This is a genomic window from Gimesia aquarii, assembly GCF_007748175.1.
Lineage (GTDB): Bacteria > Planctomycetota > Planctomycetia > Planctomycetales > Planctomycetaceae > Gimesia > Gimesia aquarii_A.
The window spans coordinates 4,752,249-4,772,682 of sequence record NZ_CP037422.1; the positions used below are offsets into that span (position 1 = coordinate 4,752,249).

The 20,434-nt window shown below is 46.5% G+C and carries 20 protein-coding genes; 7 read left to right on the top strand and 13 right to left on the bottom strand.

Going from position 1 to position 20,434, the window contains the following annotated elements:
* Window positions 1-317: 317 nt before the first annotated feature.
* The 3 genes from V202x_RS18125 (at window position 318) to V202x_RS18135 (ending at window position 2,178) form a co-directional block, all read left to right on the top strand.
* Window positions 318-530 carry a hypothetical protein gene (locus V202x_RS18125; protein ID WP_145177947.1) on the top strand — a complete coding sequence of 71 codons (213 nt, stop codon included), beginning with the start codon at window positions 318-320 and terminating at the stop codon, window positions 528-530.
* A gap of 46 nt (window positions 531-576) precedes the next feature.
* A complete protein-coding gene (locus V202x_RS18130) occupies window positions 577-1,350 on the top strand; it encodes a class I SAM-dependent methyltransferase (RefSeq protein WP_145177949.1) in 774 nt (257 codons plus the stop codon).
* A gap of 171 nt (window positions 1,351-1,521) precedes the next feature.
* Window positions 1,522-2,178, top strand: a complete 657-nt coding sequence (locus tag V202x_RS18135; RefSeq protein ID WP_145177951.1) for a nitroreductase family protein — start codon at window positions 1,522-1,524, stop codon at window positions 2,176-2,178.
* Window positions 2,179-2,237: 59 nt separating this feature from the next.
* Here the strand turns inward: V202x_RS18135 and V202x_RS18140 are convergent, their stop codons facing one another.
* On the bottom strand, window positions 2,238-2,672 hold the full coding sequence (locus V202x_RS18140) for a hypothetical protein (protein ID WP_145177953.1): 435 nt from the start codon (window positions 2,670-2,672) through the stop codon (window positions 2,238-2,240).
* 452 nt (window positions 2,673-3,124) lie between these two features.
* Between V202x_RS18140 and V202x_RS18145 the strand changes: the two genes are divergently transcribed.
* Window positions 3,125-3,682 (top strand): SMI1/KNR4 family protein, encoded by a 558-nt coding sequence (locus tag V202x_RS18145; protein ID WP_145177955.1) that lies wholly within the window; start codon window positions 3,125-3,127, stop codon window positions 3,680-3,682.
* Window positions 3,683-3,922: 240 nt separating this feature from the next.
* Here V202x_RS18145 and V202x_RS18150 read toward each other — a convergent pair whose 3' ends face one another.
* Window positions 3,923-4,384: a BLUF domain-containing protein gene (locus tag V202x_RS18150; RefSeq protein WP_145177957.1), complete on the bottom strand. Its 462-nt coding sequence runs from the start codon at window positions 4,382-4,384 to the stop codon at window positions 3,923-3,925.
* A gap of 313 nt (window positions 4,385-4,697) precedes the next feature.
* Here V202x_RS18150 and V202x_RS18155 point away from each other — a divergent pair, with 313 nt between their 5' ends.
* Complete coding sequence (locus tag V202x_RS18155) at window positions 4,698-5,063, top strand: hypothetical protein (protein ID WP_145177959.1); 366 nt, start codon at window positions 4,698-4,700, stop codon at window positions 5,061-5,063.
* 93 nt (window positions 5,064-5,156) lie between these two features.
* On the opposite strand, the gene V202x_RS18160 is transcribed toward V202x_RS18155, so the two are convergent.
* The 4 genes from V202x_RS18160 to V202x_RS18175 form a co-directional block, all read right to left on the bottom strand.
* On the bottom strand, window positions 5,157-5,405 hold the full coding sequence (locus V202x_RS18160) for a hypothetical protein (protein ID WP_145177961.1): 249 nt from the start codon (window positions 5,403-5,405) through the stop codon (window positions 5,157-5,159).
* 309 nt (window positions 5,406-5,714) lie between these two features.
* Window positions 5,715-7,082, bottom strand: coding sequence for a PQQ-binding-like beta-propeller repeat protein (locus V202x_RS18165; RefSeq protein WP_145177963.1), 1,368 nt, complete (start codon window positions 7,080-7,082; stop codon window positions 5,715-5,717).
* 241 nt (window positions 7,083-7,323) lie between these two features.
* Window positions 7,324-7,713 carry a hypothetical protein gene (locus V202x_RS18170; RefSeq protein WP_145177965.1) on the bottom strand — a complete coding sequence of 130 codons (390 nt, stop codon included), beginning with the start codon at window positions 7,711-7,713 and terminating at the stop codon, window positions 7,324-7,326.
* 43 nt (window positions 7,714-7,756) lie between these two features.
* Complete coding sequence (locus V202x_RS18175) at window positions 7,757-8,824, bottom strand: alpha/beta hydrolase (protein WP_145177967.1); 1,068 nt, start codon at window positions 8,822-8,824, stop codon at window positions 7,757-7,759.
* A gap of 487 nt (window positions 8,825-9,311) precedes the next feature.
* Here V202x_RS18175 and V202x_RS18180 point away from each other — a divergent pair, with 487 nt between their 5' ends.
* Entirely contained in the window at window positions 9,312-10,133 is an 822-nt protein-coding gene (locus tag V202x_RS18180) for a helix-turn-helix domain-containing protein (RefSeq protein WP_145177969.1), read from the top strand.
* 97 nt (window positions 10,134-10,230) lie between these two features.
* Window positions 10,231-10,725 carry a VOC family protein gene (locus V202x_RS18185; protein ID WP_145177971.1) on the top strand — a complete coding sequence of 165 codons (495 nt, stop codon included), beginning with the start codon at window positions 10,231-10,233 and terminating at the stop codon, window positions 10,723-10,725.
* Between the two features lie 97 nt (window positions 10,726-10,822).
* Here V202x_RS18185 and V202x_RS18190 read toward each other — a convergent pair whose 3' ends face one another.
* From V202x_RS18190 to V202x_RS18220, 7 genes are all read right to left on the bottom strand, one after another.
* Complete coding sequence (locus V202x_RS18190) at window positions 10,823-11,386, bottom strand: 2OG-Fe(II) oxygenase (RefSeq protein ID WP_145177973.1); 564 nt, start codon at window positions 11,384-11,386, stop codon at window positions 10,823-10,825.
* A gap of 271 nt (window positions 11,387-11,657) precedes the next feature.
* Complete coding sequence (locus V202x_RS18195) at window positions 11,658-12,863, bottom strand: right-handed parallel beta-helix repeat-containing protein (protein WP_197992948.1); 1,206 nt, start codon at window positions 12,861-12,863, stop codon at window positions 11,658-11,660.
* A 200-nt stretch (window positions 12,864-13,063) separates the two neighbouring features.
* On the bottom strand, window positions 13,064-13,354 hold the full coding sequence (locus tag V202x_RS18200; protein WP_145177976.1) for a DUF1330 domain-containing protein: 291 nt from the start codon (window positions 13,352-13,354) through the stop codon (window positions 13,064-13,066).
* Between the two features lie 209 nt (window positions 13,355-13,563).
* Complete coding sequence (locus V202x_RS18205) at window positions 13,564-14,307, bottom strand: hypothetical protein (protein ID WP_145177978.1); 744 nt, start codon at window positions 14,305-14,307, stop codon at window positions 13,564-13,566.
* Between the two features lie 58 nt (window positions 14,308-14,365).
* Window positions 14,366-15,025, bottom strand: coding sequence for a MarR family winged helix-turn-helix transcriptional regulator (locus V202x_RS18210; RefSeq protein ID WP_145177980.1), 660 nt, complete (start codon window positions 15,023-15,025; stop codon window positions 14,366-14,368).
* 667 nt (window positions 15,026-15,692) lie between these two features.
* Complete coding sequence (locus V202x_RS18215) at window positions 15,693-19,415, bottom strand: HEAT repeat domain-containing protein (RefSeq protein WP_145177982.1); 3,723 nt, start codon at window positions 19,413-19,415, stop codon at window positions 15,693-15,695.
* A gap of 192 nt (window positions 19,416-19,607) precedes the next feature.
* Complete coding sequence (locus V202x_RS18220; RefSeq protein WP_145177984.1) at window positions 19,608-20,390, bottom strand: alpha/beta fold hydrolase; 783 nt, start codon at window positions 20,388-20,390, stop codon at window positions 19,608-19,610.
* Window positions 20,391-20,434 lie beyond the last annotated feature (44 nt).

Here is a 20,434-nt window from a genome sequence, read left to right on the forward strand (position 1 = left end):
TTCTATTTGTGTCAAGACAGCCCCAACTGTAACAAACATGATACAGTTGGGGTGGATGACCATTCTGACGTCACGAATCATCTCATAACTGTGACATTCATCGATCATTCACTACTTGACTCAGGAAAAAAGCCCTCTGGAACCTTGTTTCTGGAGGGCTTATTAAGTTTTCTGTCTATCTCTGAAGTGAGTAATTCTCACGGTTTTCCGTTTGCTGTAAGATCCACTGGCATCAGGAAAATTTAGCTTGATAAATCAGAAGTGGCGTTATATACGTATATCAGGGGCCAGGAGAGGAACAGTTATATGATTTGGTGATGGATCCAGACGAGAATCATAATCTGGCAATGGATGTTGCCCACGTTGATCGTTTGAACCATTTCCACTCACAACACCCGAAGGAATTTGCATCCCAAGCAATGGGGATCAAGGCGCGAAACCTGCGGCTACGATTCTCTGGAGAAACTTTCGAGTGGTACCCATGGAGCGGAGCTTCAAAGAAAAAAAGCAGTGAAAAAACGACCTTATAAGAATAATTCCTGACAGGGAGAATGGCAGGAAGGAAGAAACCGAACTTTGGCAGAACAAACTGAACCACCGATGGATATGGTTTTCTCGTTTTACGAAGGAGTGAGACGTAAGGGACCAGGTAGTGAGGCATCGACTCTAAAATCGCTTTCACTGCTACATGATCTGCCGGACCTCCCTCGAATTGTGGAGTTCGGATGCGGTGCGGGGGTCGCATCGATTCCGTTGGCTCGAAGTCTCCCCTGTCACTTGTCAGCAGTGGACATTCACCAGCCATTTCTCGACAAGTTGAATGCGGTAGCCGCTCGTGAGGGACTGGCAGATCGGATCACGACCGTTAAAGCTGATATGACAAATCCACCTTTTGAAAACCACTCTTTTGATTTAATCTGGTCTGAAAGTGCAATCTACAATGTTGGTTTTGAGCATGGCTTGCGATTGTGGAAGCCTCTTTTGAAGCCAGCTGGGTATATCGCGGTAACAGAAGCCGTGTGGCTGACAACAGAACCACCACACAATGCGAAGGAGTTCTGGGATGCTGAATATCCCTTAATGACGACAGTGGATGAGAATCTAAAGAGAATGTGCACTTCGGGATTTGATCTCGTTGATCACTTCGTTCTCCCAGCAGTAGACTGGCAAAACTACTACGGCCCACTACAGGACCACGTTAACGATTTTTGGTCGAACCGTTTAGCAGATGCAACAGCTCAATTATTTGCCGACAGCCTGCAGAGAGAAATCGATATATGGAAGGATTTCGGAGACAGCTTCGGATATTGCTTTTTTATTGGCAAAGCTAGTGAAATGTCCAGACCTTGATTTCGATCAATGTTGAATGTGAATAAAAGCAATAGGTTGTCTCTTGAAGGGCACGTTTTCGCTCCATATTATTTGTAGGATGGATGACAGAGGTGAATTCTCTGAATCGTGAAATTATTAATTAAACTGCAAGCTTAGCCTTGCCTGTTGATCAGGCTCTATGGATCGAATATGGACTATAAGACAATTGAAAACGTAATCCGAACTCGGAAGACAGAGAAAGTTCTGTGTGACGTCGAGGCATTTCGTCCCGTTCCTGCAGACATTGCCGAACGCAATCGGGAAATCGTGCTTCAGGCGATTAAGACCTCTGGTTGGGCGCCGTTTCATTATCCGCGGAAAGTGGAGGGCATTGCTGAACCGTGGCGTGCTCATATTTTATGGCACGAGGATGTCAAGAAAGCGGCGGCCTACCTTCGTGATGAGTTAAACGTTACTACCAAAGAGCCCCGACTCACTGCCGCATGCAGCGCGTTAGTACTCGTGACATGGTTGCCAGAATTCTATGATCTCGAAACACAAAACGCTTCGAAACTTGCCCGGGAAGATCAGCTTGCACGTGATGAAGAGCATCTGGCTGCTGCTTCTGCCATGGTCCAGAACCTGTTGCTGATTCTCACCGCTCATGACATGGGAACCTACTGGTCCAGTGGTGGGAAATATCGAAAATCAGAGATGTTTCGTTATTTGGGCATTCCGAACGAGGAACGTCTACTGGCGGCGGTTTTTATCGAATACCCGGAAATGAGAGATGATTCACGGGAACGCAAAGCGGGGAGCCAGCGAAATCACCGGTGTGAAGAGTGGATTCGCGAAGTGACCATTTGAAATGGAGAAGAGTCTGGGAGCTGCCGCTTACGATCTTCCGTTTCATGATGTTGCTCAAGCTATATTCTGCTAAAGTACTCACGTACATGTAGATCTGAAATTGGCGAATGCCCCACGTATAACCAGAAGGTATCTGCATTTTCGAAAGTAATTAGATTAATAAAATCGAATGAAAATGCTTTTGATAGACACGCGATTTGCGAGTTCGTTTGGCCGAGAACGTTAATATTCTCCTCGAATGACCAGCCTTCAAGAACGCGTTCTTTGCCATCTTTTATGAATCTAATTTCAGGCATCGTGAATACGGCACTCGTCTCGTTGTAGCGGATTGTCATCTTTCCCATTAAGAGTTCGAGTCCAATGATATTCTCTTCAGTTAGTTTGCATTCCACATCAATATGTTGCTTCGTCAATTGCCAGTTTGATTTCCATGTTCCGACAAGATTAGCAACGATGTCTTTGTCATGTTCGTCATCAAATGGTATCGTGGTCATGATGAGCCCAAACTCCTGATAAAACGCTACTACAGATATGACACTCATTGATCATACAAAGTTCGTCTCTATCCAAAATTCTGCGCCTGACCTTTCAAGTGACGCCATTGATTTGAAGCCGCTATAGTTAAATTAGAAGTGTGATAGAGGTACATAAAATCGAAAATATCTGCGGTTATTAACAAAACGAAAAAGATAGGGGAGGAACGACCTTAGAACAGAAAAGGGTAAGCTCCCATATCGAATCGAAAAAGCATGCGTACTTCATTGTTATTGTCAAAAAGTATTCCAGGATAAGAGGAACTTGAATTTTGCCAGATACTTGGTTTGCTTTGATATTCTGTAACTGTCTGTTAGATACTATAATGCTTAGCTGTGGATTGATTTGGAATAAAGATCGAATACACCTAACAACAATTCGTGTCCGGTTAACTTTATCAAAATTAAGTAATATGAGTGAATTAATAACTCAACTTACTGACAGGCTGTGTTATTCCCCTGCAATTGAAGGTGACGCATCGTGTGTACGTACCGATGAAGTAGGGAATGTATTGCCACCACAAAAACCCAATGCACCAATTAAATTAGAAGACGTGATCTATGTGGAGTCTCAGATCGGATTCAAGCTCCCTCCTATTATACGTCAAATAAGCACTGAGGTCGCCGATGGTGGATTTGGGCCAGATTGGGGAATCAACCGACTAAAGCATCCATTAAATCTTCCCTTTGGTCCCCATTGGGAAATCAAAATGTCAGTGGAATCATGGCACAAGCTCTATCATACAAGTAATGATGACAATCAGTTAGCAACTTTTCCTAACCACTTCATTCGATACTGTGAGGTTGGATGTAATATCTCAATCTGTGTCGATTGCACTTCTGAATCAGGTTATTTGTTTCTCGATGATCCCAATGCAAGTGATCCTATTCAGCCAATGGGAGTCACTCTTGAAGAATGGCTATTGCAGTGGCTTTCCTCTAATCCATGGCCAAAACAGATGTATTCATAATAAATTGAGAACGAAGTTTAACCGAGGTCCTCTGTCTCAATTAGAGTGATCACTGAAAAGTGTCTCGGAAACAGTCTCTACCCGGTCATCAACCGATTATATTATTAATAAGTTGGTTGGTTAATGTCATTCAAAAGCACTAAAGACAGTAAAAGGTTTGGTCTCCCGATAGCGGATTGCTTAGAAATCGGTTTCGGACATAAACAGCACAACAGGTAATGTTTTTTTCAGATCAGTCCCTTATCCGCCAACCAGGTCTTCTGGTTGTGACACCGAATTTTCTTTCAGACCGATAAAGATTTTTAATGCATACTGTGCCAGATTTTGCATCTCGCTGATTGTACTCACGTCCTGGAGTGATTTCATACACTTCTTCAGTTTATAGAAGTCGAATTCCTCTGTCTCATCCAGATTATAAAATCCCATCTTCCAACCCTCAAAGTAGCGGCGCTGGATCGAGTGGGAAATGATTCGGTTCACGCGACAATGCCGTTTGTCAACCTGGATTCTGGCAAATACTGATTCGACGTCATTATATTCACCTTCCAGGACCTGAAAAAAATGGCCGCGATCATAAACTAAAATCCCGGTGATCTCCTGGTTTGTATTATTTTGATGTGCCACACTCAAGATTTTGTTCAATCCGGCTCTTGTCATAGGAGCCCTACTTTTACTGACATAGATCAGTTGATAGAGTTTCATAAAGGTTTAACCGGTAAAACGAAGATCACTAAGGAAAGCACGCATTTTCTGAATAATTAATAATCTTTATCGGTTTAATGAGGAGGCAAATATATCAAAAAACTCTTCAGTCATCTTCTTTTCAGGAATTTGATTAAAGACTTTTCTATGTCCAGCTAATTTCGGTCAGGCTTATATGTGTTTGGTTGACTCTAAATTCGGTTATCTTGAACGTGAGACGTCTCCAAGGGGTAAAATGAGAGCCAAAATATCAACAGTGATCAAAACGAGCGAAAATCAAATGTGGGAGGAACTTCAAAAAACTTCCTCTTTGATGTATGTTGCTTCACCAATATTGAAATTTAAACCGGAGCAGGGGCATCCTGTTCCGGAAAAGTGGGGCCGGGGAACCGAATACAAGCTCAAAGTATTCTTGTTTGGGATCTTGCCTCTTGGAAGTCATATTATAAAGTTGGTAGAGTTGAACAAGGAAAAAAATCTGATTGTTTCTCATGAACATGGCAACTTAACAAAAGCATGGAATCATCGCATCAAATTTAATGCGATTGATGATGAAACGATTGAGTATTCAGACGAAATTGAAATCCATGCCGGAATAGGGACATTATTTGTGTGGTTGTTTGCCCATATTTTCTACAGGCATCGGCAAATCAAATGGAAAAAACTATTTCAGAGTTAACTGTTCCCTACACTCATATGAATCGGTCGGAGCGCATCAAAAAAGACGGAGCAGCGACACCCCGTCTTTCCTTTACAGGAACCTAGGTCTTATTCAAAATGCTTCAGGGTCATCAGAAGCGGCGTCAATCAGTTCTCTACCATCGATAATTTGGTAGTTCCCTTTTTCGATACAATTGACCCGTCTACCGTAGTGATCTACTAAAAATTGAACTTTGTCGTCAATTTCGATAAATCCTTTTTCAAGATCAAACTCATGCCGAACTCTCTTGTAACTAGATATTAAGACGGTTTCACCTGAATCGGTGAACGCATTAATTTCTCCAGTTTTCTTTAAAATCATTCTCAACTTCCTTTAATGATTTGTACTTTCAATAGAATTACCTGTTAATATTTGTTGAGTTTGTACACTCTCTTAACTAATAGCTTTTGCTTAGTACAAACACTCGTTTTACATCAAAAATTAAGGGATTTCCCCCAGCATTTTTATGTACTGTTGATACAACTCTTTTGTCACATACAACTGTTGAAATCCGCATGATGTGAAAGGAGTCAGACTTCAAAGGGAGCAGAATTTGATTGGAACGACAGTCGTTAGATGTTAGCTCCACGACTCAAAATCTGGAGGTGTGGAAGCACTCGGTATGATTACTTAGTTAGCGCTGTCATTCGCGAGCGAGTAGCAAACGACTTCATTGTCATTACGCAAATAGAGTTTGCCACCTGCAATCGCTGGGAAAGTCCATACAACGGTCCGGCCCATGGTATTCGAAGTCGGCTTAATGGCATGGAAACGTCCCGTTTCGCGGTAGCCTGCTGGTGAGAGTTCCGCGGAGATGATGTCTCCTGTTTCGCTGAATAAGATATAGTTGTGACCGGACAGCTTCATCAGGAATGCTGTGCCGTGTGCACCGCCACGACCTCGTGTCGAGCCGGTTGTGGGCAAGGCGGACTGCCAAAGTCGCTCGCCCGTGTCCCCCCTCGCACAGATGACGGCACCGCTACGGATGTCAGCTCCGTACAAATATCCTTCATAAAAAATTCCATTACTGGTTGCGAGATAGACTCCTCGCTTCGGTGATCCTCCCCATAATTTCTCGACTCCCGAAGCATTCCGTTTCAGTTTTAGCATCACACCTTTACTGCCTTCACCGCTCGTGAATAATAGATCTCCATTACTGATGGGCGGCAGGATCGACATACCGTAATCTGGCTTCAGCGGATGTTGCCAATAGAGCGTTCCATTGGTTGGGTTCAAACTGCTGATTTGCTCAGGATCCCAGATCATCAATTGCTTACGACCGTCGTGTTTCACAATCGTTGGTGGACAGTAACCGGTTTCTATACTTGAAAGTGAGCGCCATTCCTCTTTTCCACTCTTCAAGTCAAATGCGACAACCAGACTGCCCTCACCTCCAACCATACAAATCAGAGAATTGCCATAGACGAGTGGTGATGCGGAATGACCCCACAATGGAGTTTTCGCTCCATATTGTTCTTTAAAGTTGATGTGCCACACTTTTGTTCCACGCTTTGCATCAACGCATGTCAAATCTCCTTCAGCCCCCAATGCATAAACCATCCCATCATGGTAACTGGGAGTTGCCCTCGGTCCCCCTCCATACGAAACGGCGTAGGCCCGTTCGTATTCGTAAGACCACAACGGCTTGCCGTTCGTAGCTTTGAAGCACAGTAGCCGTTCTTTACCCGTCAATTTATCTCGTTTGCCTGCGTTGTTGGTGATATCGCCTGATGCCTTTTTGTAATCAAAGATAAATGTCTTCACATCGGCAATGATCGGACCAGAGTATCCAAACGAGATTGGCTGACGCCAGATGAGCTTCAATCCATCGGAAGGAATCGTCGTTAACAACTCCGATTCGCGCACCGATCCATCACGGCGTGGACCGTTCCACTGCGGCCAATCGTCGCCAAAGGTAATCTGGTCGGACGCTAGCAGCACCAAAAAGCAGAGCAAGAGATGTCGGAGAATCTTGTTCCATCGAACTGAATCAGTCATTAACTACCTCAAACGATTAGCCAGCACAGGTGGAAAGTCGAGTTTGGCGCTGCTCGTGTATTTTCCGCTTTCGGATAGCTTTCATAATAAAATTATTGAGTTGTGTCTAGTTCGCCACTTGAGAATTTCCCCTTGGCTTGGCAAGACTCGCAAGGCTAAGCATTTTCATAACGCTGAGCTGTAGAAGGAGCAGGCTCAGTATGGCGAAGAAGTCGTAAAGAGGCAGATCCCGATACCAATCTCAATGAAACGTTGCTGGCTTATGAAATCCCCATGAAGCCGCGAGTGCATCGGCGGCTTCTTCCACGTCAGTGATTTCGCCCCAACCCCCATTTCGAAGAAACGCATGGGCGAACTCGTGAGCGATGATGTATTTCGCGTATGATTCAGACGCCATCTCCAACTTGGGTCTCAGCACCACGAGACGACTTCCTTCGCCGATGGGGCCAGGTGCGGGCATGAAGAGTGTCCAGCCTTTCCCAGGCTCGTAGTTGTCGATCGCGGTTCCGAATCGAGGATCATCCAAAAAATCACGTTGCACATCGACGGGCAATGCCTGAAGGACAGCTAAGACTCGTTCCTGCAACAGTGGGTAATCAGCAAAGGGGGCGATAAATGCAGCAAAGGTCATATTGAGAATGCTTCACATCGATGGAAAATGTAGTTCAGTTCTATCATTCTGGTTGATAGCCGTGCCAGGCCCAAACCAGTGTGTCTGCCAGTGTTTGTTCGAATACCTTGCGGTCACAGTGTCGAGTGCCACGACTGAAAATGTACCGGTAGTCATAACCTTTGGCCTTGAGTGCTGCGGCCGTACGTTTGTTGGCCATCACCCAATTATGATAAGTCTCTTCCGGATCTTTGGCACGAAGATCATTTTCAGCGACGTGCGTGAAAATTCGCAGTGGTTTTTTCTCACTCTTTTCAATCAGCTTCATACTGGAATGGTATTCCCAGGCTCCGAGAGGATACTTCGCTTCTTCGGGGGCATCATCATCCTGTTGATCAACGAACGTGCCGGAGTACGTAATCAAGCGACGAAACAAATCAGGACGAAACCAACCCATTGTGAGTGCAGCCGCACCGCCGGAACTGCAACCCATCGTAGCTCTGCCCCAGGGATTTTCTGTAAAGGCAATCTTAGGATAGGCGGCTCTGATCTCTTCATTCTTCAGCACGGCGGGTAACACTTCGTCATTGATGAATCGCGCGTAGCGGTCTGACATCGTATCATATTCCAGACCGCGCTCGCTCCCCTTACCATCGTTTCCACCGTTCTGGACGGCAATGACGATGAACGCCGGCAGCTTGCGTTCCGGATCCTTAGAGACGGTCAGATTATCCAATGCATTGCGGACCAGGTTCAGACGACTTGGTCCATCCTGGGTCACGAGAATGGGAGCTTTCGTACTGTCTTTATAGGCAGCTGGAACGTAAACGAAAATCTTGCGCGATTCACGTACGGGCTTTTTGGGATCGAGCGTCTTATCATCGCCCGGAAAAATTTTACTCTTTGCCAGAGGCATTGAGAATTCGAATTGCTTTCCCTTGGGATTACCTTGATCAGTGAGATCCGGATCGATTTGATACTCGGGACCGATGACGAAGTTCCCATTGCCTTCCGCGCCTGGGTTTTCCGTATATTTCTCGGCAGAAAACACGATGTTGGAAGCAAAGCTAACAACAGCGATTGTGATAAGAAAACGGACACGATTTGACTGGAACCTGGAATTGTACAACATAAAAAATCAATCGCTTTGCGTAGATACTTGGGGAAATATTGAGAACAGGAGTATTAGACTACTCTATTTCCTATCCGTTTTCAATTTCTCAATCAAAAATAAAAGAGAGGCGACAAAAGCGATTAGAGATTTTAGAATGGTTGAAGGAAGGTTTGTAGATCGATGACGAGGTCTACTTACATTGCTGTTCCCATCTGTAGTGCTCATCAAACACAGAATGAGGCATTGTAAGGCAGTAAATTAATGTGTTGTGGATTTGTATTTGTTATTTCAATGGTACTTTTTTTAAGTTTTGCAGTGCAGGTAATTATGAAACTCAAGAATAAAGAAGATGAATGAGTGACGAAAGATGCAAATGGTTGTTCCCTTGGGTTGTGAAACTTGATCGATTCCGATCCAGAGTTTTTACTTGTATCACAAAAGTGTGTTGTTTACGATGGCTTCCTGATTTGCTGTCACACTGGCAATGATTTGAGAGTAAAATAGAATGATTGAGTTGTGCACAAATCTCAGAAAACCTCTTGACCAATTCGTGGATTGTCTCTGGTACTCTGATGGTGAATCTCGATCTCATCAGAAGGAGCGCTTGCTGCCAACCGGTACGGTCGAACTTGTCTTCAAGCTAAAGGAAGATCGTGCTCTACGCATCTTTGATAATGCTTGCGACACAACAGGTCGATGTTTCAGTAAGGCCGTTGTTTCAGGGGCCTATTCTCACCACTTCGCACTCGATACCTCGGAGTCATCGCCGACAGTTGGTGTTCATTTTCGGCCCGGTGGTGCGTCCCTCATTTTGGGCGTTCCGTTGAGTGAACTGATGGATCAACATTGCGGGTTAGAAGAACTCTGGGGCCGACAGGCCGTTGAGATATGGGAGCGCCTGATGGAGGCACCCTCAACGACATCGCGTTTCTCAGTGTTGGAACAGTTTCTCTTGGACCGTTTGACTCAACCCCCTCATGACTATCCGGCAATCATGAGTGCAATTCAACAGTTTAGCGCTTCATCAGCCATGGTTGGGGTGCGAGAGGTGAGTGATTCAATGGGCTATCCAGCCAAACGGTTCATTCGACTGTTTCATGATTACGCGGGACTGACTCCGAAGTTGTTCGGACGTATCCAACGCTTTCAATCCGTTCTGGACCAGATCGTAGCTGGAAAAACACTCAAGTGGACCAGCATCGCGCTAGATTGTGGATATTACGATCAGTCTCACTTGATCCGCGATTTTCGTGCATTTTCAGGAGTGACGCCCGAGGAATATCAGCCGATCGAAGCGGATCGCAAGAATCATATGATCCTGGAATGACGGGCGACAATTTTATCCAATACAAGTTTTGTGTAGGTGGCTATGCTAGCATCAGATGTTTAAAAAACCAACTACTCGCTAATGAGGAGCCAACGCGATGACTGACAACACAAGACCTGTCAACCAAATCGAAGAAGTTTATCCCTACCTGAGAGCACGAGACTGTAACGCTGCCATTGAATTCTACCAGCGCGCTTTCGGAGCTGTAGAAGATTTTCGATTGACTGAGCCGGGTGGACGCATAGGACACGCCGAACTTAAGTTTGGAACAGCAACGATCATGGTGTCAGACGAATACCCGGAATATGGAATCCTTGGACCACAGGATTCTGTACCCACTGGCTCGTCAGTTCATCTCCACGTCGAAGATGTGGACACCATGACGCAGCAGGCTGCAGAAGCGGGTGCTACCATTGTCATGGAACCACGCGACCAGTTTTACGGCGAGCGATCCTCCAAAGTACTTGATCCATTCGGCCACGAATGGTTACTTGGTTCGCACATTGAGGATGTCTCACCCGAAGAAATGCAGAGACGATTTGATGAAATGTTCAAAGAAGGCGAATCCGACAGCAAGAATACATCCTCGTGAGGTGTGAATGATAAATCAAATTTGACCTTCTAAAAATCGGTCCTTTCTTCTATACCAATATCATTGATTCGAAGTGTTTTAATTGTTAGCCAGTCAGTTAGATCATTGACTTTTGATACATCAAATCGGTGCGCGCGACGTATTTGACGCCTGAAGTGACCAGGCTTCCTTCATGCATAAGGGGGTGTTGAAAAAGCAGCCCCATTCCTGTTTGGGGTTGAATGGCAATTTCCGGGTCAGTCACAAATGTGGTAGCACCACCTGTAAAGTCTTCGTTGAGATAGACAAGAAACGAATAACAACTTTGCTCGTATTCATTCCGATAGAACGAACCATCGGCGTGTGTTCGGAATTGCATACCGGGCTTGTAACGATAACAGCGAAAGCGTTCATTGGCCCCCACAAGCGACATGTTGTGAATTTGTTTTGGCGCTCGTTCACCGACACGCGCTAATAACGTTTCTGCCAACTGTGGATCATCGAACATAACACGGTCATTATTGCGAACGTTTGGGTTCACTTCAGTACCACTGAGAGTGTTGATGGTCGCAATCTCAGGTTTGAGTGTTTCGATGCGCTGGATTAATTGCACACACTCCTCCGGCGATAAGACACCGGGGACTTCGAGAATGTAGGGCTGATCCGGATCAATGTTAAACATGTGGTTTCACTCAATAAGGTCTTGATTACTTAAGGGAGAACGACGACTTCTCATGCATCTGATTTATGACAGTGTATAAATTGATTTTATGAGAATGGTATCTAGTATATGACACGCTGAATTGCGAACAGGTTCGACGCAATATGAGCGACCAAACCTGTTTGTCAGGAAGCTTAATGTCGTCGGATAATCAATTAATAAAGCCGTTTTAGATCAACTCTGTTGTGAGCACATTGTCTGTCTTGAATGGTGTCTCAATTTTAATGAGCTGCTATTCTCGATTTCCCTCCGTGCGAACTCCGGCATCCCGTACAGGTGATTGATCGTGGAGCCTGAAGTCACCGCGGTCGGGGTTGCGAAACATTGGATTTTTGCCGTAACTTCCCTTTGTCTCGTTCGTCGGCAATCCGAGACGATTGCTCCGCTGTGGATTGTTGATGCAATACCAGTGGTTCTTTGCAAACCGAAACGTTTCTGGAGATGTACCATCGCCAATATTGATAATCGTACGAACCTCGTCTGATCGAAAGGCGATGATGTTGTTCGAAAACACACCGTTACGACAGGGAACAAACTTCGGCCCCTGCGATTCCTGCAGGATGCGCATCACCCATCGCTTTGGCCGGTAAATCGTGTTGTACCGGACGGTCGCCCCGTCCACGCCAACAAACACGATCGGGGACATCGAACCAATAAACGTGCAATCTTCAACGGTAATGTTCTTCGCTTCGTACGTGGCATTCGCAGGACGGAAGTAGTCATGACCAGTGCTGCCGCCAATGTTGATCGCACGCCCACCTGCATTTTCAAAACGGCAGCGGCTGACGGTGATGTCGGCACTGCCCCCTTTTATTTGGACTCCACTACCGAAGATATCTCCGCGATACCGAAACCTGCAGTCTTTAATCTCACCCTTGTGGCAACCGACCATGTCGATTGCCGAACCCCCGTCTCCCCAGCGTTCCACTTGACAGTCTTCGATTACGAAGTCGTCAACACCAGACAGCTTGATGCCGTCACGATTTCCCTTCGGTCCAATGTCTCGCACCTGAAGTCCATGCATGATGATATTTCGAGCAGGATTATGTGGATTTCCACCGTCGTCGATGTTGAGCCCGTTGCCCGTCGCACCAGTCAGTACGAGATTACGTAGTTCGATGTATGCGGGACCGCGCAGGTGGATTCCCGAAGTACCCGCAACAATCTTCGGAAGCTGACGCGGATCTTGAGCCTGCAAAACGATCGGCTTTTCTTTGGTTCCTCGGAGATTGTCAAACGTCAACCCACCACGATACTCACCTGGGGCGATCAGAATACGAGTTCCGGGCTCTGCCTCATTAACCGCCGCAATCAGTTTTGCACGATCGGCAACTTGTACCCTCAAACCCTCCTGCCAAGCATGCAATTGTGCCTCGAAGCAGGAGAAAAATAACACAACACTGAGTAACTGACACTGACATCGACGCACTCGAATCACTTGAGCCTCCGATTCAATCTTTACACTGGTTATATCGTAAAAAAGCTGCAGAGTCTGGGGTTTGTTTACGATTAAGATATCACGTTCAAACACGTTATTTCTGTATAAAACTCCTGGTCATTTTATCGTCCTAAAATATATTTACACGGGTTCCAGCTTCAAAGTCCAGTTTTTTAAAGATATCTTTTGGCAGTTTTGGATCAAGTTCCTTCTATGAATACCGCGTTTGTCTTCACTGCCGAAAATCGTAGCGACTTGAGTTCTTTGTATTCTTCTGAATTGTACCAGGAGTACGCCTTTGCGAGATTGGGAAACTCAATGATGACGGGAAATGTAGGAGACCAGGAACCTTCGACGACGTCGCATGTTCCACCGAGAACGATGTAACGACCGCCAAACTTCTTTACAATGGGCGCGGTACGCATCTTGTATTCCTCCAATTTCTCGGGATCAATCACTTCAAGATTATCAAAAAAACAGAAAGCAGACATGGGTAGACTCCTATGAAAAAAGTTGTGGTTCAGTCTGGTGGTTTCAGCAAATGCCAAACCAGATAAATGGTATATCAAGTACCAGAACTCCAAGGATTGGTGAGGACGCCCTCGCACGCTTCGTATTGAGGGCATCCCGCTTAAATAAAATAGAGATTCGCTTACCATCATCGCTGTTGACGATACGTTGAGGAAAGCGAATATGACGCCTAGCGACACACTTGTTGAACTCTTCCGGGTAGTGACAGGTTGCCTGACCAGACAGAATAGACTTCATAGACACCTAAAAGCGGATAGTCACCCGAAGGCATGACCTGCATATAAGCTGCAACCGCATCGAATTTGAAGTCTTTCTGATGATTGACTCGCCACAGAGGAACAAGCACACGTAATGTATCGTCCTTAATCACCACTGTTAGTCCTGGCGAGTCCATGTACATGGGCATGCCTGGATTTGTAGGCGGAAGTTTGACCCTTTTTTTCTCTGAGCCTGTAATTTGTTTGACGGCAAGCCCACCCTTCACACGGGTATCCTGTTTCAGCACAACCCAGTGTGTATGAAAGACGACGCCGTCATTCTTAAATTGACGGTCGTTATTTTCATCCCATAAAGGTGTGTCGTCGAAATCCGGATGACTTGTCACCGCTAACGCCACCGTTCCATCGGTCTCACTAAGTCCAACGTCACTTGCTTTGAGAGTCGTTGGAAATACGTAACCGAGCACGGGTGCTCCAGCCATCGTCCCTCTGGGTGTGGGAACAGTATTTCCAGGTTTCCCCTGGGTCGCAATTTCAAAAACCAGAAGATCAAGATCTTCCAGGAGACTGACCTTGGCATCACGGATAATAAGGTCCTTCGACTTTGTAACTGGCAAGATTTCAGGTGCCTTTTCTTGGGCATTCGCAACTCCTGTAATAAGAATAATAGCAATCAGGCAGAGTGTCGTTTTCATGATTAGGACTCCTAAATAAAAGTGTGGTGAAAAAAATTTGAAAGCACAAACGTTCTATTTACGAGGTAAAGGTTTTCCAATTCTGTTCCGCCAGAGTCACATCAGCTTCTTCATGATCTGGACAGTCAGATCGAATTGTCTGGTCTCCGAACGCAGCATCCACTAAAGCACAGTGATGTGGACGGGTGGGGTCATCGTGATGATTCGGACGGAAGTAACGGCAGGTTACACACATCTTGGCAACCGGAATCCGTCCAAGTTGCTGCAACTCTCGAAGAATTTGCAAAAGGGTCCGATAAAGCTGGGTCTGGTCTGTCGGGTCGAGGTGGGTGATCGCTGAGACGACTGCATCGTTAGAGTTATCGAGTCGGCGCACGAGTTTTTTACCCTGGGCGGTCAACGTGACTGCCAAGGCACGTTGATCATCGGCTGCCCGACGCTTTTTTACCAGACCCTTTTCAACGAGGGAACTAACTGAGTCGCTCACCGTGGGCGCGGTCACTGCGAGTTCGGCAGCGATTTCTGACAATCTTAGCGGCACACTTCGATGCTCCAATAGCAACAATACCTGCCCTTGAGTTGGATTGAGCCCATCCTCACTCAATGTATGCCAATTTTCAGCGCGCATTGCGACATTCAATCGAGAAAGAACATGTCCCAGCTTTTGTGGAAGTGATCGGTCTGATTTTTCTAATATGTTCATGATGGCATCTTTCATTTAGGACTCCTAAATAATATCCTCTGACCAAGAGTGAGTCAAGAGACCTTAAAAAAAATTTTTCCCAATAGGTCAGACATCATTTGTAGATCAGAAGGAGTGAGAACAGGGGTGGCTCTCCAGGTACTCTGGCCACCTAAGGCCGTTGGACAGAAATAGCTTACTACGCGCGAGTTAGGGTGACATCTACAGTGAATACGCCGATCAGTCTATAAACAAGTTCTTCGAACAATACACCATTGGATATAAGAATTGAAATTCGACCAACTGGTATTCATCGTATGTTTAGCTTAAGACCCGGGACTGCAACGCCACCATTAAATTCTTTAATCACGCTTTCGGGGCTGTTGAAGATTTTTGATCGACAGAACTAGTTAGGCGTATTGGACATGCCAAGCTGAAGTTTAACGCAGCAAGCTACAGACTCCGGTGCCACAATTGTCATGGAACCACGAGACCAGTTTTAAGACGAGCAATCCTCCAACGTGCTCGATCCTTTTGTTCGCGCTTTGAAAATGTTTTACATGAAGAAACGCAACGATGCCTCGATAAGTTGTTCAAAGGGAACAATCCCGACAGCTAGGATTCGCCTTCATGAAATATGAGATTTTTAGGCAGATCGGCTCCCTTTATTGCTCATACTCTGAATAAATTACGAAACCAAGTCTCACTTTCCGTAGATCGCCCCTTGATGCAGGTGTAGTGTTCCCTTGCCTTCCAGGCCAACGCGTACATATTGGGCTCGTGTTCCTTCTGGCAGTTCGATAGTCCAGTCTGATTGAACTTTTTCAGCAGTCCAAACTTTTTCAAAGTTGTTGCCGTCGCTGGAAATCCAGACCGTTAAGCCTTTGGCACGTTGTGGCAGCCCTTTACGATTTCGCAACCATAGGTATCGGATTTCGGAGTCTTTCGCCAACCGAATGGTGACGTGCGGAGAGTCCGTATCCAGATCTGAGTGAAACGCAAAATCGAATGTCTCACGTGGTACGTCGGTCAGGAACAGGTGGATGTCCTCATTCCAGCCGGAATTAGAATAGCGTCCACTGGTCTTGATCGCAGCGTCGCGTGAGATTTCCGGGAAGCCATTCAGTTTTCGCAATTTGACTGTCTTTTGTTTTGTGCTGATCCAGCCATCTTTTTCTCGAACAGCGCGAATCTGTCTTTGCTGTGAAAGATAGGCAACCAGATCGAGAAACTCGATGGGGGCAATGGTCTTGATCAGGCCTTCAGGCATCGAGCTGGCCTTGATCGGCTTACGAAGCTCAATCTGATCCTTGGGGACTTCGACTTTTTTTCCTTTGGCGATACCAAGTGAAATCATGTCCTCGTTTTCGCTTAGAATAAAACCTGTATGAACAATGCCTTCGTCGGTAACGATAGCGACTGTCTCAAAGCCCTTGGCGATCTTATCATTTGGCATCAAAATAGATGTCATCAGTTCGGTCTTTTTCATCTTCTGACCAATGTTGCTGAGATCAGGTCCGAACTTCTTTCCCAGATCGCCAACCATGTGGCATGCCGAACAGACCTGCTTGAACACGCCCTCGCCCCGTTTGACATTACCACCGCGCATCGATGCCAGTTGTCTGATGGCCGCTTTGCGTTTGCTTTCGGGAGCGTCTTCAGTCTCTGCGATTTCAAGTGGCTTCACTGCCGCTCCTCCCGGTCCCATCATTTTTTTGTACCGGCTGAGGTATTTTTTCGCAGCTTCCGATGACTTGGAAAGGAATTCTGGTTTCGTTTCGGCTACTTCCCATGCCGGCTTCAAAGCGTGGAGTGTGTGCTCCAGTGTATAATCAATCCAGTAATCCATTTTCTGATTCGTCGCAGAGAGGGCCAGTTCGGTGGCTTCAACTGTGCCAAAGAAGCTCAAGCCACGAATCGCTTCCAGACGAACACGTGGATGGGGATCTTTGATGGCGTTAGCCAGATAGTCTTTCAGATTTGGCTGACGTTCCATTTCATTGGTTAATGTGTGTATCGCAGCAGCCCGGGCACGATACTCGTCCGTCGCGAGGATTCGATCAATCAGTTTGGTATCAACCGATCGAAACGCTTCCTGTAGCCACATCGCTTCACACAACTGTCTGGGATCGTTAACGCCATCGATCCATTGATTGACGGCCGACAGAACCTGTGTCTGATCACGATCCCAGAGTTCTCGTCGTGCGCGATAACGTGTTCGCAATTCGTATGCATTCAACTGTTCCAGCAGTTCTTCGATTGACTTGCCAGCCTGGGTAACTGGCTCCAGGAGTGGCTTCTTGGTATTCACCAGTCGATAGACGCGGCCATGTTTGTGGTCACGGTTGGGGTCACGCTGCGAGTATTGCATATGGCCAATCAAGGCATTACACCAGTCGCCAAACCAGACAGCACCATCGGGGCCAATTTTAGGATCGACGGGGCGAAAGATCATGTCGGTCGACGAAAGCAGGTCGTCGACGCGTTCACCTTCAAAACCGGCGCCCTCTTTCTGGTCACGTAAGTTGAAACGCGGTAGACCATGCATATTAATCACACAGGCATAGATGAATTGATTCTGAACGTCATCAGGCAGGTGTCGTGAGATCAGAAATTCATTCCCAACTGCAGGTCGCATGCCCTGGTTGTCGAAGTTGGGTTCCAGTGTTCGTCGTGTGCTGACTTCCAATCCTGAAAGCGGGCTAGTCCAGTGCTGTTTGGCATTCGTTCCATCCCCCACCATACCATTGCCCCATTTGTCGAATACCAGACACCACGGATTCCCGTAACCTGGCGTACGAAAATGACGAAACTTCAGCGTGCGTGGATCGAGTGTGTAACAGCCGGCAGTGCCTTTGTTGCGGAAAGCTCCATACGGAGTTTCCAATGTAGTGGATAGTGAAACTCCTTCAAGCATATGGAGCAGTCCACCATTTGAATACTCCCACGCGCCTACTGTATGGTGCGTGTCGTCTGTTGCAATTCCATCAATCAGTTCTTCGACGAGATCAGCCTTGTCGTCGCCGTCGGTATCTTTCAGGAACAGGATACGGGGTTCATCCACCACCAGCACACCACCGTTCCAGAATTCGAATCCGGTCGGGCAAATGAGTTTATCGTAGAACGTGATGCATTTGTCCGCGCGACCGTCACTGTTAGTATCTTCAAAGATCAGTAACTTGTCGCCCGGTTTTGCGGAGCCTGGCAGCCACTGCGGATAATTGGTCATGCAGGAAACCCATAATCGTCCCTTATTATCGAAGGCAATCTGGTTGGGATTCGCCAGTTCGGGGTATTCACGTTCGGAAGCGAACAGTTCGACTTTGAAGCCTTCAGGAACTTTCATCATCTTGATTGACTCTTCCGGAGTCGGGTACTTGAGTTCTTTAGGCTCGCGCATTTCGCGGAAGCGTTCGTCACGACTGCCAAACATGGTCTCGGGGATAAATACTTCCCCCGTCTTCGAATCGTCTGGTTTTTCAGGAACTTTACGGTCTGCGGCCAGATCCCATACATAATTGTCACGTACGGCGACCATCTTGCGAATTTTCTGATACTCACCGGGAAACGTTTTCAAATCCCAAGTCCGACGGCCGCCATACACGTACCAGCCATTCAACATTCGATAGTCCTGCGCGTGGAACCAGGATTTATCGTTGACCCAGTGCCGTACTTTTTCGAATTTTGAACCGCCTGTGCCAATCGGATGGCTTGATTGAAACAGTTTCGCATCCAGTAACTCGCCAATCAGTCGATCACCTGTTTCGTTGGCATGCGCACCATTGATCGTAAATTGCTTCCCGGCATCCTTCGCAAAGGCTTGCTTTGTTTCTGCAAACAGGTCAACAAATTGATGTCCATCTTCTGCGGCCAGTTTCTTGATCGCAGCCGTATACGCGGCCAGATTCTTGTTATGCTCGACGCCGGAGGGCTGAAGAGAATTTCCCGTGGATTCAAAGGCAATCGGGCTGATTAGTACGAACCTCGGCTTACGGCCCTCTTTGGTGAATCGTTCCGTTTGTGTCGTAATGTACTTACGATAATTGGCCACAAACGCATCCAGGCTTTCCTGAGAACTGCCGGCGAATGATTCGTTAAAGCCGAAGAAACAGATGAATGTTTGTGGGGAAAAGACTTCGAGAGGATCATCGATCTTAGTGTAGTTACTTGGCCGTTGTTGATTACCTACTTCATCCGCCGGCCAGCCGAAATTACGAAAGACAATTTGTTTCTCAGGCAATCGTGTATGCAGTAGCGTTTCAAAGTGTCCCCAGAGGTTCATTCGCTCTGCCAGTGAGTTTCCAACTACAGCAACCCGTTCGTTTTTGCGAAGTTCCAGAGGGCCATTCGTCGAGGCAGCTGAAACCATTGATATCGATAATGAAATACCACAGAGAAAACAGAGAACGCAGGTGTGAAATCGCATGCAGAATCAGCCTCAATCAGAGCAAAGGGAAAGACGAAGCAGAGAAGGGGTCTTAAGTTGGTTTGCCACCTCTCCAGAAGCCCGAAACTCCTTGATGGATTGGGCATTTAAAAAATTATACAGGTCCGTCAGAGGCTTGTAAACACACTAAAATGTGCAGATTCCTATAACAGAATTGCCCTCTTAACTTTCTTAAGTTTCTAATCTTGTGAGTCCCGTTGGAAATTCTTGTCGGAGAATCCATGAACGAACACACAAGACAAAGAGATCAGGGGCTTCTGCCGGCCATGCATGTCCGAGTTTCGGAGCGACACCAGACATCCCATTTGGCAAAGAGGATTGGAGTGTTGAGAGCGACTGAAGAATGGCGGGGTGTTCTTGGCTTCCCGCCACAGCAAGGATTCGAGTTGAAATCGATTTGAGTATTTCTTCTGACAATTCAAAACGAGTCACCTCCTGTAGAATGCGACGCAGGGTAGAGGGCGTTGTTTTGGGACCATCTCGCCAGCAATCCATGGCATTTCCTTTGGGGATGTTCATGGATTGCTCTGACAGACGACGAAACCAACGCTGAGTCGCAATCGGAGAGATCACAGTTCCCATCACTCTCAGCCACCAGCCGTTGGGAATCTGATCTACAGCAAAGCCGCTTAACAACGCGGAGCTTACCAGGTGTGGAAATCGTATAATCAAATTAATCCCCACATAGCTTCCAAACGATAAGCCAACCATATTAATGGGCCCTAAACCATTCCAATTAGTGGATAGTGTTTCAACGACAGCATCAGCAGCGTCGGCAAGTGTGGTCAGAGGGACTTCGCGACTTTTCCCATGACCGGGGAGATCAACGACAATTGAATTGAATCCCGGCATCGCATTGATGATGTCGTTCCACATATCTCCGGCGTATCCTCCGCCGTGCAGAAAGAGAATGGGAACATCTCCTGTGTTACCATGATTATGAATGTATAGCATCGGTGTACCTCTATCGTTGGTGTTCTCTCAATATTGAGAATGTT

What these genes read in the sequence shown, in the direction of transcription:
- V202x_RS18125 (WP_145177947.1), top strand. Translation starts at nt 318, where the DNA reads ATGGATCCAGACGAGAATCATAATCTGGCAATGGATGTTGCCCACGTT.
- V202x_RS18135 (WP_145177951.1), top strand. Translation starts at nt 1,522, where the DNA reads ATGGACTATAAGACAATTGAAAACGTAATCCGAACTCGGAAGACAGAG.
- V202x_RS18140 (WP_145177953.1), bottom strand. Translation starts at nt 2,672, where the DNA reads ATGACCACGATACCATTTGATGACGAACATGACAAAGACATCGTTGCT.
- V202x_RS18145 (WP_145177955.1), top strand. Translation starts at nt 3,125, where the DNA reads ATGAGTGAATTAATAACTCAACTTACTGACAGGCTGTGTTATTCCCCT.
- V202x_RS18150 (WP_145177957.1), bottom strand. Translation starts at nt 4,384, where the DNA reads ATGAAACTCTATCAACTGATCTATGTCAGTAAAAGTAGGGCTCCTATG.
- V202x_RS18155 (WP_145177959.1), top strand. Translation starts at nt 4,698, where the DNA reads ATGTATGTTGCTTCACCAATATTGAAATTTAAACCGGAGCAGGGGCAT.
- V202x_RS18160 (WP_145177961.1), bottom strand. Translation starts at nt 5,405, where the DNA reads ATGATTTTAAAGAAAACTGGAGAAATTAATGCGTTCACCGATTCAGGT.
- V202x_RS18165 (WP_145177963.1), bottom strand. Translation starts at nt 7,082, where the DNA reads ATGACTGATTCAGTTCGATGGAACAAGATTCTCCGACATCTCTTGCTC.
- V202x_RS18170 (WP_145177965.1), bottom strand. Translation starts at nt 7,713, where the DNA reads ATGACCTTTGCTGCATTTATCGCCCCCTTTGCTGATTACCCACTGTTG.
- V202x_RS18175 (WP_145177967.1), bottom strand. Translation starts at nt 8,824, where the DNA reads ATGTTGTACAATTCCAGGTTCCAGTCAAATCGTGTCCGTTTTCTTATC.
- V202x_RS18180 (WP_145177969.1), top strand. Translation starts at nt 9,312, where the DNA reads ATGATTGAGTTGTGCACAAATCTCAGAAAACCTCTTGACCAATTCGTG.
- V202x_RS18185 (WP_145177971.1), top strand. Translation starts at nt 10,231, where the DNA reads ATGACTGACAACACAAGACCTGTCAACCAAATCGAAGAAGTTTATCCC.
- V202x_RS18190 (WP_145177973.1), bottom strand. Translation starts at nt 11,386, where the DNA reads ATGTTTAACATTGATCCGGATCAGCCCTACATTCTCGAAGTCCCCGGT.
- V202x_RS18200 (WP_145177976.1), bottom strand. Translation starts at nt 13,354, where the DNA reads ATGTCTGCTTTCTGTTTTTTTGATAATCTTGAAGTGATTGATCCCGAG.
- V202x_RS18205 (WP_145177978.1), bottom strand. Translation starts at nt 14,307, where the DNA reads ATGAAAACGACACTCTGCCTGATTGCTATTATTCTTATTACAGGAGTT.
- V202x_RS18210 (WP_145177980.1), bottom strand. Translation starts at nt 15,025, where the DNA reads ATGAAAGATGCCATCATGAACATATTAGAAAAATCAGACCGATCACTT.
- V202x_RS18215 (WP_145177982.1), bottom strand. Translation starts at nt 19,415, where the DNA reads ATGCGATTTCACACCTGCGTTCTCTGTTTTCTCTGTGGTATTTCATTA.
- V202x_RS18220 (WP_145177984.1), bottom strand. Translation starts at nt 20,390, where the DNA reads ATGCTATACATTCATAATCATGGTAACACAGGAGATGTTCCCATTCTC.